The organism is Streptomyces sp. NPDC014764, from assembly GCF_043082785.1.
Taxonomy (GTDB): Bacteria; Actinomycetota; Actinomycetes; order Streptomycetales; family Streptomycetaceae; genus Streptomyces; species Streptomyces althioticus.
Genome location: NZ_JBIBXY010000011.1, coordinates 177,314 through 193,525 on the forward strand (window position 1 = coordinate 177,314; position 16,212 = coordinate 193,525).

The following is a 16,212-nucleotide window of genomic DNA, read 5'->3' on the forward strand; positions in this document are numbered from 1 at the left end:
GAGGTCTTGGTGGCTGGTACTGCCGGGCCCGTGTGGGGGCGCCGTGAGCAGCAGGACTTCCGCAGCCGGGTGCGCGGCACGCTGCTCGGGGCGGCCGTCGGCGACGCGCTGGGCGCGCCCGTGGACGCCCTGGACCTCGACACGATCCGCCGGACCCACGGTGCGGAGGGCCTGACCGACCTCGCCCCCGCCTACGGCCGGCGCGGTGCCGTCACGCACCACACGCAGCTCACCCTCTTCACCGTGGACGGACTGATCCGTGCCCAGGTGCGGCGCGACACCGGCGCCTGGCACCCGCCGACCGACCTGCACCGGGCGTACCTGCGCTGGGCCACCACGCAGCGCGACTGGGGCCCGGACGAGCGGCGCAAGGAGGACGGCTGGCTGGCCCGGGAGGAGTGGCTGTACGCCCGCCGCGACCCGGCCCGCACGCTGCTCCTCGGCCTGGGCGACGCGACGATGGGCACGCCGGACGCGCCCAAGAACCCCGGCGAGGCCGGCCCTGAGGCGGCGGCCCGCTCGGCGCCGTTCGGACTGCTCGTCGGCTGGGACCCGCAACTGGTGGCGCAGCTCGCCGTGGAGTGCGCGGCGCAGACCCACGGCCATCCGGTCGCCTACCTCGCGGCGGGCGCGTACGCGGTGCTGGTGCACGCGCTGGCCCGGGGCGACAGCCTCGACACGGCGGTGCAGCGCACGCTCGCCCTGCTGTCCGTACGGCCCGGCCACCAGCCGGTGACGGACGCCCTCCAGCGCGCCCTGGGCGCCGTACGGCAGGGGATGCCCGGCGCGGAGCGGGTCACGGAACTGGTCGGCAACGCCACCGCCGAGGGTTTGCTGTCCGCGGCCGTGTACTGCGCGCTGGTGGGGGAGGACGTACGGCAGGGGCTGTGCCTGGCCGTGAACCACGGCGGCCCCAGTGCGGCGGCCGGCGCGCTGACCGGCGGCCTGCTGGGCGCTCTGCACGGCGAGACGGCCCTCCCGCCGGCCTGGCTGGCCGAACTGGAGGGCCGTCCCACGGTTCTGGAACTGGCGGACGACTTCGCGATGGAGATGACCCAGGGCCCGGCCCTCCACACCCCCGCAGCCGCATCCCCGGCCTGGCTGACCCGCTACCCGAGAGGCGCGTGACCTTCCAGGGCCGCGGGACTGCACCCCCCAGGGGCGCGGGACTGCACCCCCCCCCAGGGGCGCGGGGAACTGCGCAAAGGGGGGTCCGGGGGGCGAAGCCCCCCGAAGGTCGGGACGGGAAGGGGCGGAGGGGGCGAAGAAACCCTCAGTCCTTCACAGGCACCCCGGCCTCCCCCGCAGGCGCGGGAAGAGCGACACCCTCCCCGTCCCCGTCGGAGTTGACCCGCTCGATGATCGCCACCCTCTCCTCCGTGTCCTCCGGCTTCACGAACCCGATCACCACATACAGCACCAGCGAAACGGCCAGCGGGATGGACACCTGGTACTCCAACGGCACCCCACCCTCCACGGCCCAGTGGATCGGATAGTTCACCAGCCAGAACGCCACCAGCCCCAACCCCCAGCTGACCAGCGCCGCCGTGGGCCCGGACCGCCGGAAGGGCCGCAGCAGCCCCAGCATCATCGGAATGGCGATCGGCCCCATCAGCCCGGCCACCCACTTGATGACGACCGTGATGATGTCCTTGAACGTCGGCGAGTCGACCTGCGTGGCCACGGCCATGGACAGCCCCAGGAACACCACCGTGGTGACCCGCGCCGCGACGAGACCCGACCGCTCGCCCCACGCCCGCGCCCGGGCGGACAGCACCGGGGCCACGTCCCGCGTGAACACGGCCGCGATCGCGTTGGCGTCCGAGGAGCACATGGCCATCGTGTGGGAGAAGAACCCGACGATGACCAGCCCCAGCAGCCCGTGCGGCAGCAGCTGCTCGGTCATCAGGGCGTAGGAGTCGGACCCGTCCGCCTTCTGCGACTCGACCAGCAGCGGCGACATCCACATCGGGAAGAACAGCACCAGCGGCCAGACGAGCCACAGCACCGCCGACAGCCGCGCGGAGCGCGTCGCCTCACGGGCGTCGCGGGTGGCCATGTACCGCTGGGCCTGGTTGAGCATGCCGCCGTTGTACTCGAACAGCTTGATGAAGAGGAACGCCAGCAGGAACACCGTGCCGTACGGCCCGACCAGCGGCTCCCCGTGCCCCTTCAGCTCCGGCTGGTCCCAGGCGCCGAAGAAGCCGCCGTGGTCCCCGAGCTCCAGCACGACCGCGACGAACATGGCGATCCCGGCCAGCAGTTGGATGACGAACTGCCCGAGCTCGGTCAGCGCGTCCGCCCACAGCCCGCCGATGGTGCAGTAGACGGCGGTGACCGCGCCGGTGATCAGGATGCCCTGGTTCAGGGAGACACCGGTGAACACCGACAGCAGGGTGGCGATGGCCGCCCACTTCGCGCCCACGTCCACGATCTTCAGCAGCATCCCGGACCAGGCCAGCGCCTGCTGGGTGCGCAGGTCGTAGCGGTTCTTGAGGTACTCGAGCGGCGAGGCCACGTGGAGCCGTGAGCGCAGCCTGTTGATGCGCGGGGCGAACAGCCGGGAGCCGATGGCGATGCCGAGGGCGATGGGGAAGGACCAGGTGACGAACGAGGTGACGCCGTAGGTGTAGGCGATGCCGGCGTAGCCGGTGAACATCACCGCGCTGTAGCCCGACATGTGGTGGGAGATCCCGGAGAGCCACCATGGCATCTTGCCGCCGGCGGTGAAGAAGTCGCTGACGTTGTCCACCCGCTTGTGCGACCAGATACCGATGGCGACCATCACGGCGAAGTAGCCGATGAGCACTGCCCAGTCGAGACCGTTCATGTCCCCCCTTCCAGGGTCCGCCTTGTGAACACCGCTCAGCAGGTTGGCACTTCGCCTGAGCGGGGCAGGAACACGGAAGGACGCGAAGTGCCCGCTCATGGTGGGCGCTGTGGCGGGAGCACGACAAGAAAACGTCAGGTCAAGACCATGTAAAAACGTTCGTCAAGGTGACCAGCGTTCATATGTGTGAACTCGATCGCGACATGAAGAAGCCCCGGGGAACCCTCCCCGGGGCCTGTCTCAGCGCAGCTCCTCGGGGCACGGCGTACCCCGCTCACCCCACTTGTACGGGGCCGCCAGCCGGTACGTCCCCGCCTCGGGCGCCAGCAGCACCGTCCACTGGTCGCCGTTGGCGTCCTCCTCCGTCTCCATCAGACAGCCGTGCACGTTCTCGTACGTCTTCGGCTCGTCCTCGGGGCGGTTCTCGGACTCCTCCGTCTCCTGCGGCGGGTCCAGCGCCTTGCCCTCGGCGTCGACCAGGCCCAGCCACGGCGAGTACGGCACCCGGATCAGGATCCGGCCCGGCTTCTCCACCCGCAGCGTCCACTCGCCCTGCTCGGCGCGCTCCACGACCGTGTTCGGCTCGGCCAGCGGGGTCGGCGCCTGCACCTCGAAAAGCTGCCAGTTCGCGTCGCCCCAGACCTGCTTCAGGTACGGCAGCCCGCCCTGCACCAGCTCCCGCTCGCGCTGGCCGCCGTCGCCGTCCGGCTCGTCCTTCGGCAGCACCACGTAGTGCACGCCCCAGCGCTTCAGCCACTCACGGTAGTTGGCCGCGTTGAGGGTGTCGTCGTAGAAGAGCGGGTTGCGCTTCATGTCGGCCTGGCGGTTCCAGCCGCGCGCCAGGTTCACGTACGGCGCCAGCGCGGACGCCTCGCGGTGCGAGCGGGCCGGGACGACCTCCACCCGGCCCTGCTCGGCGCCGACCTCCTGCAGCTCGTTCACCAGCGGCGCCAGCTCACGCGCCCAGGACGCGGCGGGCGTCGTGTTCACCACGTCGTTGACCGACTTCACGCCGATCCAGCCGTTGAAGCCGATCACGGCGACGACCAGCGCATACCACTTACGGGACCGTGGCTCGGCGAACGGCAGCGCCGCCACCAGCACCACACCGCCGAACAGCATCGCGAGCCGCGTCATGTTCGACCCGATCTGGGAGCTGATCAGCCAGACCAGCACCACCCCGAGCCCGTACACCGCGGCCGTGATCCGGACCGTTCTCCAGTCCTTCGGCACCAACGCGTAGACCAGCACCGAGTACACGAACGGCAGCACGACCGAGCCGAAGCCCATCGGCTGCGTGCCGGAGAACGGGAACAGCCACGCCGACACCGCGACCACCGCGCTCGGCGCGAGCCCCAGGGCCCAGGCGCCCGGCCTGCGCTTCTGCAGGAACAGCGCCACCGCCACCAGGCCCACGAACAGGCCGGCGACCGGCGAGGCCATCGTCGCGAGCGCCGCCAGCGGGGCCGCGCACAGCGCCTTCGCCCAGCGCTTGTACCGCCACCGGTCCGGCCAGCAGAAGACGACCGCGACGGCGCCGAGCGCGAACATCGTGCCCAGCCCGTACGTCACCCGGCCCGAGGCGGCGTTGCACAGCAGCGCGAACACGCCCGCCAGCGCCGCCCACAGGGGGTTGCGCACGGACCTGCTGCGCATCAGCACCAGCGTGAGCAGGCCCGCCGCCACCGTGCCGGCGATCATCATGGTGGTCCGCACGCCGAGCACCGCCATCAGGTACGGCGACACCACGCTGTACGACACCGGGTGCATCCCGCCGTACCAGGCGAGGTTGTACGCGGAGTCGGGGTGCCGGCCCACGAACTCGGCCCACGCGTCCTGTGCGGCCAGGTCGCCGCCGCTGTTCGCGAAGGTGAAGAACCAGGCGACGTGCAGCAGGCCGGACAGCGCGGTGACGGACAGCACCGGGTGGCGCAGCATGCGGGCGCGCACGGCGAGGACCGCGGCCATCGCCCGGCCCGGAGGGTCACCCTGAGGGGTGTCGCCCCCCGGTGCGCCGCCCTGCCGGGCGTCCCCGTCCGGCGTCTTCGAGGCGCCCTCCGGGACGCTCTTGGAGGAAGGGTCGGCGGCCTCGGTGGACCGCTCCGCACCGGATGCGGGTATTCGCGGGCCGGCACCCGGGCCCGGGTTCGCGTCGTCGGCGCGTGTCGGCTCCGCTGTCGCCACCTGTCGGCACTCCCCGTGATCCCGTTCCTCGCCCGTTTCCTGCCCGTTTCGTGACGCTAGCACGCACCCCGCGGACCGTCCGCCCGGGTGGGCGGCGGTCCGCGGGGTGCGGCCGTCGTCGATCCGCCGCCGGATCAGGCGACGCGGGTCAGCTTGTCCGTGAAGCCGGGCTCCACGAGGTGCGCCTTCAGCGCGACCGGCACCTTGACGGCGCCGTTCCTGCCGTCACCCACGGTGAGCGTGCCGACCTCCGTGCCGGCCTCGGCCGTGTGCGGCAGCTCCGTACCGGCGAACGTCAGCTTCACCTCGAGCCCCGCCCAGCCGACGGCCTTGACGTCCTCGGTGACGACGACCGGAGTCCGACCGCCGAGCCCGTCGTCGGCGTAGCCCACGACGGCGCCCTTCTTCAGGATGGTCTCCGCCCGCAGGGCGTCCTGACCGGCCAGGATCAGCTTGTGCCCGGCGTCCAGGGCGCCCGACAGGATCGTGTTGTCCTCGCCGCCCTCGGGCTGGCGCAGCACCGCGCCGACGATCCGGTGCACCTCGCCGTCGACGTCCTTCTTCGCCGCGAACGACAGGTTGCCGAGCGCGGAGGTGGTGGTGCCGGTCTTGATGCCGACCACGTCGTCCCGGCCGACCAGGCGGTTCCAGTTGCCGTGCTTGTCGCCCTTGTAGTCGGTGTACTCCATCATCGCGGCGACCTCGCGGAACACGGGCTGCTGCATCGCGGCCCGGGCCAGCTTCACCTGGTCCACGGCGGTGCTCACGGTGGTGTCGTTCAGACCCGACGGGTCGGTGTACGTCGTGTCCGACATCCCGAGTCCCTCGGCGGCCTCGTTCATCTTCTCGACGAACGCCTCCTCCGACCCCGCGTCCCAGCGGGCCAGCAGCCGCGCCACGTTGTTCGCGGACGCGATGAGGATCGCCTCGACGGCCTCCCGCTCACTGATCGCGTCGCCCTCGGTGACGTTGACCGTCGACTCCTGCCCGGCGTCCGACTGCTCCTCGGCGAGCTTGTCGACCTCGATCTTCGGACCATCGGCGCCGCTCTTCAGCGGGTGGTCACGCAGGATCACGTACGCGGTCATCACTTTGGCGACACTCGCGATCGGCACGGGCTTCTGCTCGCCGGAGGAGCCGAAGGTGCCGATGCCCTCGACGTCCAGCGCGGCCTGGCCGTTCTCCGGCCACGGGATCTGGGGCTTGCCGCCCTCGAAGGTGTAGCTGTCCTGCGCGGTCAGCACCAGCGTGGGCGTCGGCAGCGGGCGGAAGTTCTGCACGACCGCGAAGACGATCACCAGCAGGAGGACCAGCGGCGTCCAGATCTTGATCCGCCGCACGGCCGTCCGCAGCGGGGTCTGCGGGGGCGGCGGGGTGTTGGTCAGCTCGGCCAGCAGGTCCAGCGGCGGCTTCGGCGGCAACGGCTGCTGCGTCGTCCGCTCCGGGCCCACCTGCGGCAGGAACGTCGTCGACTCGGCCGGGGCGGGACCGCCCTGACGCGGGGCCCGCCCTATGGCGGGGTCGGGCTTCAGCGCGACGAACTTGCTGCTCCGCTCGGCCTCGGCGGCACGGGCGTCCGTGCGGGCGGCCGCATCGCCCAGCTTGAGCATGGTGGTCGGCTGATCGACGGCCGGCGCGGAGGGCCGGGGCGCCCGGAACACGGCGGTGGGCTGATCGACGGGGGCGCCGGGGCCGGCGGCCTCGTCGGCGCCTTCGGCGCCGGGGGTCTTGCCGTCGCCGTCCTCGTCGCCGTCCTTGGCTGCGGCTGCGGTGCCGGGGGCGGTGTTGCCGGTGCTCTTGGTGCCACCGGCGGTGGTCTTGTTGTCGCCCGTGCCGTCGCCGTCCTGGGCGGTGGCCTTGCCGCCTTCGGCGTCGCCGCCCTTGGCCGCGGCTACGGTGCCGCCGACGGTCTTGCCGGTGCCCTTGCCGTCGGGGGTCTTGGTGTCTGCGCCGCTCTCGTCGCGCTTGCCGCCGTCGGCCTCGGCGGCGGCCTCGCCACCGTCGGTCCCGGCGTCGGCCTTGGCGTCGTCGTCCTTGCCGGTGTCCTCGGCGTCGGCCTCGCCGTCGTCGGCGCCGGTGCGTTCCCCGGCCACGCCTGCCTCGCCGGCACCGGCGTCGCGGTCGCCCGTGGGCGCGGCAGTCACGCCGGCGGCAGCCTTGGGCGGGTCGGTCTTGTCCGCAGCCCCCTCGCCCTCGCCGGCTTCGTTCTCGGCGTCCACGCCCTCGGGGGCCGCACCGTCGGTGTCCTCGCCCTCGGGGGCCGCACCCTCGGCGGTCGCGTCCTCGGGGGCCGCACGCTCAGCGTCCTCGTCCTCGGAGGTCTCGCCCTTCGCCGCATCCGTCTCAGGGGCGTCGCCAGACCCGCCGTCCGCGGCGGTGGCGGCCTCGTCGGACGGGGCGTCGTCGACGGACGGGGCTGCGTCCTCGGTCGAGTCACCGGACGGACCCGCGTCCTCACCGGCGGTGCCGCCCTCGCGGGTGCCACCGCCGCTCGCGCCGGGCTCGACGACCTCCTCGTCCCCGTCGACGCCGGAGGCGTCCGAGGAGCCTTCCGAGGCGTCCTCGGGCTTCGGCTCGGCCGACCGCACCCACGCCGCGACGGCCTCCCGCAGGCGCCCGTCACCGCCCCCAGCGCCCTCACCACGCCTCTCGGCGGCATCGGCGCCATCGGCGGCATCGGGGTCGGCGTCCTCGGCAGCGGAAGCCGAGACCTCCCGCACCGACAGCACCCGCGTGGCCGTGTCGGCCTTCTTACCACCCGCCGCGTCGCCCGCCCCACGGGCGACCGCAAGGCGGGGATCCTGCTTCTCGGGAACCGGCCCGGCGCTCCCCGACGTCTGTTCTGCCGACGACTCGCGCTGCTTCGACCTGTCGGGGGACTCGCCCGCCACCGATGCCTCCTCCATGTGCCGCACGCCCCGCGTGCGCCAACCGAACCGTGAACCGCCCGCCCGTGACATCGCTCCGAAGCGCTGTCCGAACCATGTACCAGTGTCCTGTGTGCGGGCTTACCCCACGCGGTAGACGAGAACGACATACCTACCGGTTCCACTACGAACCGGTCACGTGCTCTCGACAGACCAATGTGAGAGGGGTCACCCTGTCATTCATCCACGCGGGGAGGCATGGATGGGCAGGAGCCGCAGAACACTTCCGGAGGAGCTTCTGCTGCTGGCGCTGGACCCGACCACGGGTACCACCGCACAGCCGCAGTCGCTCGACCTCGGTCTGGCCGGAGCGCAGCTAGTGGAGCTGGCGCTGGCCGGACGGATAGCCCCAGACGGGGATCGTATCGCCGTGGTGGTGCCACGGCCGACTGGAGACCCAACACTGGACTGTGCACTGGAGTTGCTGCGAAGGCGTGGCGCCCCGGTGCGGGCGGTCCACTGGATCGGCGGGCCGCGTCTCGGGCTCCGCCAGACCTACCTCTCGCATCTGGAGCGGTGCGGCATGGTGCATGCCGTGGCCGGCCAGATGTGCGGGGTCTTGCCGACAACTCGCTACCAGGCGACGGACACCGAGATCAGCCGGGAGATCAGGGCCCGGCTGGACTCCGCGATCCGCACCGGCGTGCCGCCGGACCCGCGGACCGCGGCGCTCGCCGCGCTGGCGCACGCGGTGGGCCTCGGCAAGCACCTGTACCCGGGGAACGAGGGCAGGTCCTCGCGCTCCCGGTTGCGGGACCTGATCCGGCACGACCCCATGGGCGGACTCGTCGCGCACGCGGTGATGGACGTCCAGAACGGCGCCGCGGCCCAGCCACGGCGCAGCCCCGCACCGGCGGGCCGGCAGGCCCCCGGCGGCAGGGGCGCACCGGAGCCCGCCCGCGGCGTTCCGGCGCAACCACACCGCGGATCCATGGCACGCGCCGCCGCCCACTGAGCCGTACGTCCCCCGGGCTCGGCAGGGCACACCATCGGATCACGGCACCGCAGACCCGGTCACGGGAGCCGCTGTCCGAGCGGGGCGGAGAGAACACACGGGCTCTCTCCGCCCCGTTCGGCGTGCCCGCGGGCACGCCGAGGCGCGGCCGCACGGCCGTGAACCGGCGTGTACCGGTCGTATATCCACCATTTCCCAGCGGTAGTACGCACGTTGGTGGCAGTCTGCTCAACGGGTCGTCGAGTCATCGAGCAGACACACAAAGTGGCAGTACGAAATCCAGGTCCACAGTGCAAGTACGAGGCACGCAGCCGGAGGTGCACGTCCCGTGGCGTCCAATGTCAATCCCACCGTCCGGCGGCGCCGGCTCGGCCAGGAGCTGCGCCGGCTCCGTGAGCTGAAGGGCATGACGGCCGAGGAGGTCGCGGAGCGGCTGCTGGTGTCGCAGTCGAAGATCAGCCGGCTGGAGAACGGCCGCCGCAGCATCAGCCAGCGCGACGTGCGCGACCTGTGCGGGGTCTACGAGGTCGAGGACCAGCGGATCGTCGACTCGCTGATGCAGATGGCCAAGGACTCCCGGCAGCAGGGCTGGTGGCACGCGTTCGGCGACATCCCGTACAGCGTCTACATCGGCCTGGAGACCGACGCGGAGTCGCTGCGGGTGTACGAGCCGCAGATCATCACCGGCCTGCTGCAGACCCGCGCGTACGCCGAGGCGATCGTGCAGGGCGGCTCGCCGGAGTCCAGCGAGCAGGAGAACGACAAGCGGGTGGAGGTGCGGCTGCGCCGGCAGAGCCGGATCACCGCCGAACAGGACCCGCTGCGCCTGTGGGTGGTGCTCGACGAGGCCGCGCTGCACCGCGTCGTCGGCAGCCGCCCGGTGATGCGCGAACAGCTCGAGCACGTCCTGGAGCTGAGCCAGCTGCCGCACATCACCGTGCAGGTGCTGCCGTTCGAGGTCGGCGCGCACGCGGGCATCAACGGCCAGTACTCCATCCTGGAGTTCGCCGACGCGGCCGACTCCAGCGTGGTCTACATCGAGGGCGTCACCAGCGACCTGTACCTGGAGAAGCCGCACGACGTGCAGAAGTACACGGTGATGTACGAGCACCTGAGGGCGCAGTCGCTGAACGTGGAGCAGTCGCGGCGGCTGGTGGAGCGGCTCGCCAAGGAATACGCACGCTGAACTCCCGTTGCGGGAGCGGCGGATGGTACACCGACGACACGGGCGACTGGAAGTCCCGCTCGGTATATGCCATCCGGTCGAGTGAACGGCACCTCCGGACGCCGAGGCTGACGAGTAGCGTCGATCACGCCAACCAGCACCGACGGTTGGCGCAATCCGTTCTGCGGTCCAAGCCGGAATGCGCAGGCCGGTGACAGCAACTCAGCATCTGGCTACGGAGCGAACATGGCAATTCGTCTGGGCGCCACGGAAACGTGGACGACGTCCTCCTACACCAACAACAACGGCGCGTGCGTGATGGTCAGGTCGACCACCGAGGAGGCGCTGGAGCTCGGGGACACCAAGGTCCCAGAGGGTCCGAAGCTGGCGTTCCCGGCCGACGCGTGGAACGCCTTCGTGGCCTCGGTCAAGTAGCCCCGGCGCCCTCCGGCGCAGGCAGCAGCACCACCGACAGGCCCTCTCGACGAGTCCGCCGTCCTTGCCGAGAGGGCCGGCCCGCGCCCGCGGCGCGCCCCCGGCCTGTCCCGCCGGGAGACGGCAGACCGGCCGCGGTGACCCGCGACCGGCCGCACATGGCCGCGTCCGGCGCTCGGCCCGTAGCCCGGTCCGTCGTCAGTCCGCGGTCGCCTTCGCCGCCGCGACCGGGAAGGCGACGTCGCACACCGGGTCCTCCGGACCTGCCGCGTCCCAGTCCGCGAAGTAGATCTCACGGCACGGGCCGGCGTACGTCAGCCCCTGCTCCCGCATCCACGCCTCCACCGCCTCGAACGCGGCCAGGATCTGCGGGTGCGCGACCTGCGCCTTGGTGATCCGGGTGCGGGCCAGCCGCATCGCCGGCTCGACCCGCACCGTCGTCCCCCGGGCCCGGCCCCGTTCCGCCGCCCAGGCGCGGGCCGCCGCCTCGTCGGCGACCGGCACGCACGCCTCCGCCGGCCCGTCGCTCTCCACCGACACCTCGGAGTGGTAGACGACGAACGGCGCCCCGGTCACTCCGCCGCAGGCGCGGGCGCCCTCCTCCAGCCGTCCCAGCGACGCGCCGATCCAGGCGGGCAGCTCGTCCGCCAGTATGTGCCGCGACTCGGTGATCACCACCTGCTCCGGCACGTCCACCGTCTCCACCGTGAACTTCCCGTACATCTCGAGGCTCCTCCCCGACAACCGTCCACGGAGATAGTCGGCGAGCGTCCGCTGCGAGGCGTGACGCGCCTCGACGTCGGCCCAGTACGCGTCCAGCCGGCGCGCCCGCGCCGCCCCGTCGCCCGCGTCCACCACGTCGGCGATCCGCGCCAGCGGCATGTCCAGCTGCCGCAACAACGCCACCAGCCGGGCCTGTTCGACCTGGCCCGCCCGGTAGTACCGGTAGCCGGTGTCCGCGTCGACCCGTGCCGGCGCCAGCAGCCCCAGCCGGTCGTACAGGCGCAGGGCCTTCGCCGACAGGCGGCTGCGGGCCGCGAACGCCCCGATGGAGAGCAGTTCCTCGTCCACGTCGACATTCTCCGTCACCGGGCGGTCCCTCCGCCCGGTGACGCAGACCCTCGCCCTTGACCCAAGGGCAAGGTCAACCGTGAGGCCGACGAGCGGGCCGGGGGTCAGCCCAGAGCCTTCTCCACGGCCGCCACGACCTCCGCCGACTCCGGTTCCGTCTGAGGGGAGAAGCGGGCCACGACCGCGCCGTCCCGGCCGACGAGGAACTTCTCGAAGTTCCAGCGGACGTCACCGCTGTGCCCCTCGGCGTCGGCGAAGCCCACCAGCCGCTCGTACAGCGGGTGGCGGCCGTCCCCGTTCACCTCGGCCTTCTCGGTCATCGGGAACGTCACCCCGTACGTCGCCGAGCAGAACTCCGCGATCTCCTCCGCGGAGCCCGGCTCCTGCCCGAGGAACTGGTTGCAGGGCACGCCGAGCACGGTGAAGCCGCGCTCCGCGTACCGCTCGTGCAGTCGTTCCAGACCCTCGTACTGCGGGGTGAGACCGCACTTGGAGGCCACGTTCACGACGAGCACGGCACGGCCCGCGTACTGGGACAGGTCGGCCGGACCGCCGGTGAGGGCGCCGATCTCGACGGCGAGCGGCGCGGCGCTGTTGTTCTCGGTAGTCGTCATGGGGCCGACCCTAGCCCCGGCCGCCGGCTCCCGGCGGGCCGCCCTGACGGGAATCCACCGTTCCCCGACCGCGCGCGCCGGTCCACCCCGGAGGGCTACTCCTCGGGGTCCCCGCCCTCCATCAGCCGCTCGGCGAGGTCGTCCGCCCAGGCCAGTGCCCAGCGCCGCAGCTCCTCGATCTCCGGCGCGTCCAGCCCCTGCGCACGGAACCCGCGGTCGTCGAGCCACTCCGTGCCGGTCAGCCGGGACTGCAGCTCGGCCAGGTCGAAGGTGTCGGGCGCGTGCCGGCGCCCCAGTTCCTCCAGCTCGGCCGGACTCCACCGGTCCGCGGCCGCGTGCACGTCCACCAGGTCACGCGGCAGCCCTCGGTCGGCCAGGGCCCGCACCCGCGTTCCGACCAGGTCCTCCAGCGACAGCGCCGGCCCGGCCGCGGTCGTCGCCGGCGGCCGCCACAGCACCTCCTTGCGGAGGTCGACCCGCCACCGCGCCCCGGTCTCCTCGTCCCCGACGACCAGCCGCGCCGCCAGCGGATCGGCCACCGGCGCCTCGACGGGCCACCCGCGGTCCTCCAGCCCCGCCCGCACGGCCCCGGCGATCTCCGCCATGTCCGCGGGATGCTCGGTGGCCAGATCCACCCCCTCGCTCACCCGGGCGTCCACCAGCCCGTGCGCCCGCACGGCCTCTCCGCCGGCCAGCACCAGGCCGTACGGCGCCCCGACGGCGAGCAGATCGCCCGCCAGCCGCTCGTGCACGGCGTCCACGCCGAGGGGAGGTGAGGTCATGCCCCGATTATCACGGCAGGGACGCTCCACCACGATCGGGTGAATCCGCACGGTACAGGGCAACGGTACGCATTCCTCGCAGGTCACCTACGCGCACGAACTGCAACGACCCGGAGGGACGCAGCACCGTGACCCAGCCGAACGACCCGAACCAGCAGCCGCCCCACGCGAACCAGCCGCCCCATGCGAACCAGCCGCCCCATGCGAACCAGCAGCCCTACCCGGGCGGGCAGCAGCCGTATCCGCAGCCTCCGGGGTCCGGCTTCCCGGGCAGCCCGCCCCCGCCGCCCGCGAAGAAGCGCCGTCCTCTGAAGTTCGCGGGCCTCGGCTGCGCGGGCGCCCTCGGCCTCGTCGTCGTGATCGCCGCGCTGTCGGCGAGCGGCGGCGACTCCGGCGACGACGGGAACACGGCGGCCGACTCCTCCGTCAGCGCCTCGGCCGGGGCGAAGGAGAAGAGTGGGAATCCGCAGAAGAAGGAGGCCCAGCAGGGCGGCGGCCCGGTGAAAGTCACCGCGGAGCGCGCCGAGTTCAGCAAGAGCATCCTGGCCGACGGCAGCGACTACACCAGCGTGCGGGTCGCCGTCGTCAACGACGGCGACGACGAGGTGAGCGTGAACCCGCTGTACTTCACGATCACCGACACCGACGGCACCAAGCACACGGTCGAACTGGGTGTGGACGAGGAGCAGATCGACACGGTGGACCTCGCCCCCGGCGAGAACATCTCCGGCACCGTCACCGGCAAGGGCACCTTCACCCCGAGGTACGTGACCTACACCGACGGCCTGCTGGGCGACCCGGTGCGCGTGGACGTGTCCTGAGGCGTCGGCCCGGGCACGCCGCGATGCACTGGTCCGGGGGAGGGCGGCCTGCCCCGGGCGACCGTCACCCTGTCCGGGCAGGTCAGAGGGGTGCCGTGGTCGTGTCCCGGACAGCGGGCGGCGCGCCGGAGAGCGCCCCGCATAGAATTCGGGCCATGGTGAAGCCCGACGAGCTGATCGTAGACATCGCCGCCCGCGTGGAATCCGGGCAGAGCAGCCAGATGTCTCTGACCGTGGTCACCGGTGGTGCCGTCATCACCGGCCGGCTGGCTCCCGAATCCGTGTGGCGGAAGAGGGTGATGGAGGTGCTGATGGACTCGGACCAGCTCGCCGAGTTCGCCTCCGTCTTCGACGCCCCGGTGAAGCGGGACGGCCCTCCCACCCACCTCCACTTCCACGTGGCCCGGATCATCCAGGGGACGGTCGGCGTCCCGGAGACGGGCGGCATGTACCGGGTGGCGATCGAGGACGTCAGCGCCTGGACGGTGGGCGACTTCAGCTACTCCTGACGTAACCGGGTGCTCCGTACGCACGCGGGCGCCCGGCGGTGTCTTGCGTTCCCCGCACCGGCCCCTTAAGTTACCGATCAGTAGGCCACAGGTGAACGGAGCGCCGCCATGCCCACGCTGGACCGCCACGAGAACGTCTTCGTCCTCGACCTGGGAGACGGCGAGAACCGCTTCCACCCCGAGTGGATCGCCGCGGTCGGGGCCGCGCTCGACGAGGTGGAGAAGGCGGAGGGCCCGCGCGCCCTGGTGACGGCGGCGACGGGCAAGTTCTGGTCCAACGGCCTGGACCTGGAATGGCTGTTCGCCAACGCGGACCACTACCAGGACTACGTGGTCTCGGTGCACCGGCTGTTCGCACGGATGCTGTCGCTGCCGTTGATGACGGTGGCCGCGCTCCAGGGCCACACGTTCGCTGCCGGGGCGATGCTGTCGCTGGCCCACGACTTCCGCGTGATGCGCGCCGACCGCGGCTACTGGTGCCTCCCGGAGGCGGACATCGACATCCCGTTCACCCCCGGGATGTCCGCCCTCATCCGCGCCCGCCTGACCCCGCAGACGGCCCACGAGGCGATGACGACGGCACGGCGGTACGGCGGTGTCGACGCGGCGGCCGCGTCGATCGTGGACCGGGCGGTGTCGGAGGCGGAGGTCCGCGCCACGGCTGTCGCCCTGGCCGAGTCCCTGTCCGGCAAGGCCGGCAACACGCTCGGCACCATCAAGTCCCGCCTGTACACGGAGGTCTTGACGACCCTGAGGGACACGACGAACCCGATGGGCTGACGGCACGGCAAGGCACGGCACGTCATCGGGCCCGAGGAGGGCCTCGTCCCTCAGAGATGTTCCGCGGAAGGCTGTCGACGGGCACCCGGGGCAGCGAGCCGTGCTGCCCACTCACCCGCCTGGATCTCTCGGACTGGGCACGCGGCACGATGCGTCGGAAGCTGGACGTCGAGCACGTGGGGCGGCCGGTAAGGCGGACCCGTTACGCCGCACCCCCGTCCAGCCGTGGAGGGGGGCGGGTTCCCGCCTTCGTGCTGCCCATCTCCCAGGAGCGTGACCGTGGCCCGGAACCGTAGTCTGATCCATAGCTCGCCGCCCGAAGTCTGGCGCCTGCTGTCCGACGGCCACCGGTACGGGGAATGGGTGACCGGAACGCAGCAGATCCTCGCGGTGGACCCGCACTGGCCGGACGTGGGCGCCCGCCTGAGAGTCCGCGTCGGCGCCGGCCCCCTGGCTCTCGACGACACCTGCGTCGTCCGCGTCTCCGAACCGGGGCGTCGCCTGCAACTGGAGGCGAAGGCCGGGCCGTTCGGAGCAGCTCGCATCGCCATGAAGTTGACGCCCTGGGGCGAGCACACCCTCTTCACGCTCGACTGGCACCCCCTCCGGGGTCCGGGCACCCGGATGCACGGGCTCCCCGTCGACTACTTCGTCAGGGTCCGCAACGGCATGATGCTGACGAAGCTCGCACGGATCGCCGTGCGCGAGCACACCGCGGCCGTTTGACGCGTCCCACGGAGACGCCGGACGGCCGTCCACTGCTCACGCGGAGCGCCTTGGCAACCCCGGCGGGTCACCTCTGGGGCCTCGCCCAGGTGGTAGGGGGCCAGCACCACCCCCGTCCGGGTAGCCAGCTGGATGGTCCGCGGCGCCGGCCCTCCGTAGCGTTCCGGTGCATGGGAATCACGAAGAGTGCGTTGTGGGGCCGGTCCGGACGGTGGCGTGCGGGGCTGGCCGTGGCCGGGGTCGCCGCGATCGGGGCCGCGTCGCTTCTGGCGCCGGGCACCACGGCCGAGGCCATGGGCGCCGGCGGCGGGGACGCGCGGTCGCGGCTGCAGCGGGACGCGGACGCGGTACGGGACACGGGAGCCACCGGACTGACGGTGCTCACCCGGGACGCGGCCGGGCGCGAGACGCAG

14 protein-coding genes and 1 pseudogene are annotated in these 16,212 nt (G+C 72.3%); 9 read left to right on the forward strand and 6 right to left on the reverse strand.

Annotated features, from left to right (window positions below; all coding sequences use genetic code 11):
- Nucleotides 1–9: 9 nt before the first annotated feature.
- A complete protein-coding gene (locus ACF1AG_RS24555; RefSeq protein ID WP_391810396.1) occupies nt 10–1,128 on the forward strand; it encodes an ADP-ribosylglycohydrolase family protein in 1,119 nt (372 codons plus the stop codon).
- A gap of 145 nt (nt 1,129–1,273) precedes the next feature.
- Here the strand turns inward: ACF1AG_RS24555 and ACF1AG_RS24560 are convergent, their stop codons facing one another.
- From ACF1AG_RS24560 to ACF1AG_RS24570, 3 genes are all read right to left on the reverse strand, one after another.
- Nucleotides 1,274–2,830 (reverse strand): sodium:solute symporter family protein, encoded by a 1,557-nt coding sequence (locus tag ACF1AG_RS24560; protein WP_391810397.1) that lies wholly within the window; start codon nt 2,828–2,830, stop codon nt 1,274–1,276.
- A gap of 240 nt (nt 2,831–3,070) precedes the next feature.
- Nucleotides 3,071–5,014 (reverse strand): MFS transporter, encoded by a 1,944-nt coding sequence (locus ACF1AG_RS24565; RefSeq protein ID WP_391810398.1) that lies wholly within the window; start codon nt 5,012–5,014, stop codon nt 3,071–3,073.
- Between the two features lie 134 nt (nt 5,015–5,148).
- Complete coding sequence (locus ACF1AG_RS24570) at nt 5,149–7,905, reverse strand: D-alanyl-D-alanine carboxypeptidase (RefSeq protein ID WP_391810399.1); 2,757 nt, start codon at nt 7,903–7,905, stop codon at nt 5,149–5,151.
- 238 nt (nt 7,906–8,143) lie between these two features.
- On the opposite strand from ACF1AG_RS24570, the gene ACF1AG_RS24575 reads away from it, so the two are divergent.
- From ACF1AG_RS24575 to ACF1AG_RS24585, 3 genes are all read left to right on the forward strand, one after another.
- A complete protein-coding gene (locus ACF1AG_RS24575; RefSeq protein WP_359601053.1) occupies nt 8,144–8,896 on the forward strand; it encodes a GPP34 family phosphoprotein in 753 nt (250 codons plus the stop codon).
- Between the two features lie 328 nt (nt 8,897–9,224).
- The gene (locus tag ACF1AG_RS24580) at nt 9,225–10,082 is read left to right on the forward strand and encodes a helix-turn-helix transcriptional regulator (protein ID WP_359601054.1); all 858 of its coding nucleotides are present in this window, start codon (nt 9,225–9,227) and stop codon (nt 10,080–10,082) included.
- Nucleotides 10,083–10,307: 225 nt separating this feature from the next.
- Nucleotides 10,308–10,496, forward strand: coding sequence for a DUF397 domain-containing protein (locus tag ACF1AG_RS24585; RefSeq protein ID WP_189364954.1), 189 nt, complete (start codon nt 10,308–10,310; stop codon nt 10,494–10,496).
- A gap of 198 nt (nt 10,497–10,694) precedes the next feature.
- On the opposite strand, the gene ACF1AG_RS24590 is transcribed toward ACF1AG_RS24585, so the two are convergent.
- The 3 genes from ACF1AG_RS24590 to ACF1AG_RS24600 form a co-directional block, all read right to left on the reverse strand.
- Entirely contained in the window at nt 10,695–11,585 is an 891-nt protein-coding gene (locus tag ACF1AG_RS24590; protein ID WP_359601055.1) for a MerR family transcriptional regulator, read from the reverse strand.
- Nucleotides 11,586–11,671: 86 nt separating this feature from the next.
- On the reverse strand, nt 11,672–12,181 hold the full coding sequence (locus ACF1AG_RS24595) for a glutathione peroxidase (RefSeq protein ID WP_359601056.1): 510 nt from the start codon (nt 12,179–12,181) through the stop codon (nt 11,672–11,674).
- Between the two features lie 95 nt (nt 12,182–12,276).
- Nucleotides 12,277–12,963 (reverse strand): nucleotidyl transferase AbiEii/AbiGii toxin family protein, encoded by a 687-nt coding sequence (locus tag ACF1AG_RS24600; RefSeq protein WP_359752611.1) that lies wholly within the window; start codon nt 12,961–12,963, stop codon nt 12,277–12,279.
- 128 nt (nt 12,964–13,091) lie between these two features.
- Here ACF1AG_RS24600 and ACF1AG_RS24605 point away from each other — a divergent pair, with 128 nt between their 5' ends.
- The 5 genes and pseudogenes from ACF1AG_RS24605 to ACF1AG_RS24625 form a co-directional block, all read left to right on the forward strand.
- Entirely contained in the window at nt 13,092–13,784 is a 693-nt protein-coding gene (locus ACF1AG_RS24605; RefSeq protein WP_391810400.1) for a DUF4352 domain-containing protein, read from the forward strand.
- 155 nt (nt 13,785–13,939) lie between these two features.
- Nucleotides 13,940–14,293, forward strand: a complete 354-nt coding sequence (locus ACF1AG_RS24610) for a hypothetical protein (protein ID WP_359601059.1) — start codon at nt 13,940–13,942, stop codon at nt 14,291–14,293.
- A 108-nt stretch (nt 14,294–14,401) separates the two neighbouring features.
- Nucleotides 14,402–15,073, forward strand: a complete 672-nt coding sequence (locus tag ACF1AG_RS24615; protein WP_391810401.1) for an enoyl-CoA hydratase-related protein — start codon at nt 14,402–14,404, stop codon at nt 15,071–15,073.
- Nucleotides 15,074–15,352: 279 nt separating this feature from the next.
- Nucleotides 15,353–15,799: an SRPBCC family protein gene (locus tag ACF1AG_RS24620; RefSeq protein ID WP_391810402.1), complete on the forward strand. Its 447-nt coding sequence runs from the start codon at nt 15,353–15,355 to the stop codon at nt 15,797–15,799.
- Between the two features lie 170 nt (nt 15,800–15,969).
- Nucleotides 15,970–16,212 (forward strand): annotated as a pseudogene (locus ACF1AG_RS24625) (hypothetical protein); the annotation flags it as partial.

Excerpts from the sequence above, each read along its gene's own strand:
- ACF1AG_RS24585 (WP_189364954.1), top strand. The coding sequence starts at position 10,308 with ATGGCAATTCGTCTGGGCGCCACGGAAACGTGGACGACGTCCTCCTAC.
- ACF1AG_RS24610 (WP_359601059.1), top strand. The coding sequence starts at position 13,940 with ATGGTGAAGCCCGACGAGCTGATCGTAGACATCGCCGCCCGCGTGGAA.
- ACF1AG_RS24600 (WP_359752611.1), bottom strand. The coding sequence starts at position 12,963 with ATGACCTCACCTCCCCTCGGCGTGGACGCCGTGCACGAGCGGCTGGCG.
- ACF1AG_RS24595 (WP_359601056.1), bottom strand. The coding sequence starts at position 12,181 with ATGACGACTACCGAGAACAACAGCGCCGCGCCGCTCGCCGTCGAGATC.
- ACF1AG_RS24615 (WP_391810401.1), top strand. The coding sequence starts at position 14,402 with ATGCCCACGCTGGACCGCCACGAGAACGTCTTCGTCCTCGACCTGGGA.
- ACF1AG_RS24575 (WP_359601053.1), top strand. The coding sequence starts at position 8,144 with ATGGGCAGGAGCCGCAGAACACTTCCGGAGGAGCTTCTGCTGCTGGCG.
- ACF1AG_RS24560 (WP_391810397.1), bottom strand. The coding sequence starts at position 2,830 with ATGAACGGTCTCGACTGGGCAGTGCTCATCGGCTACTTCGCCGTGATG.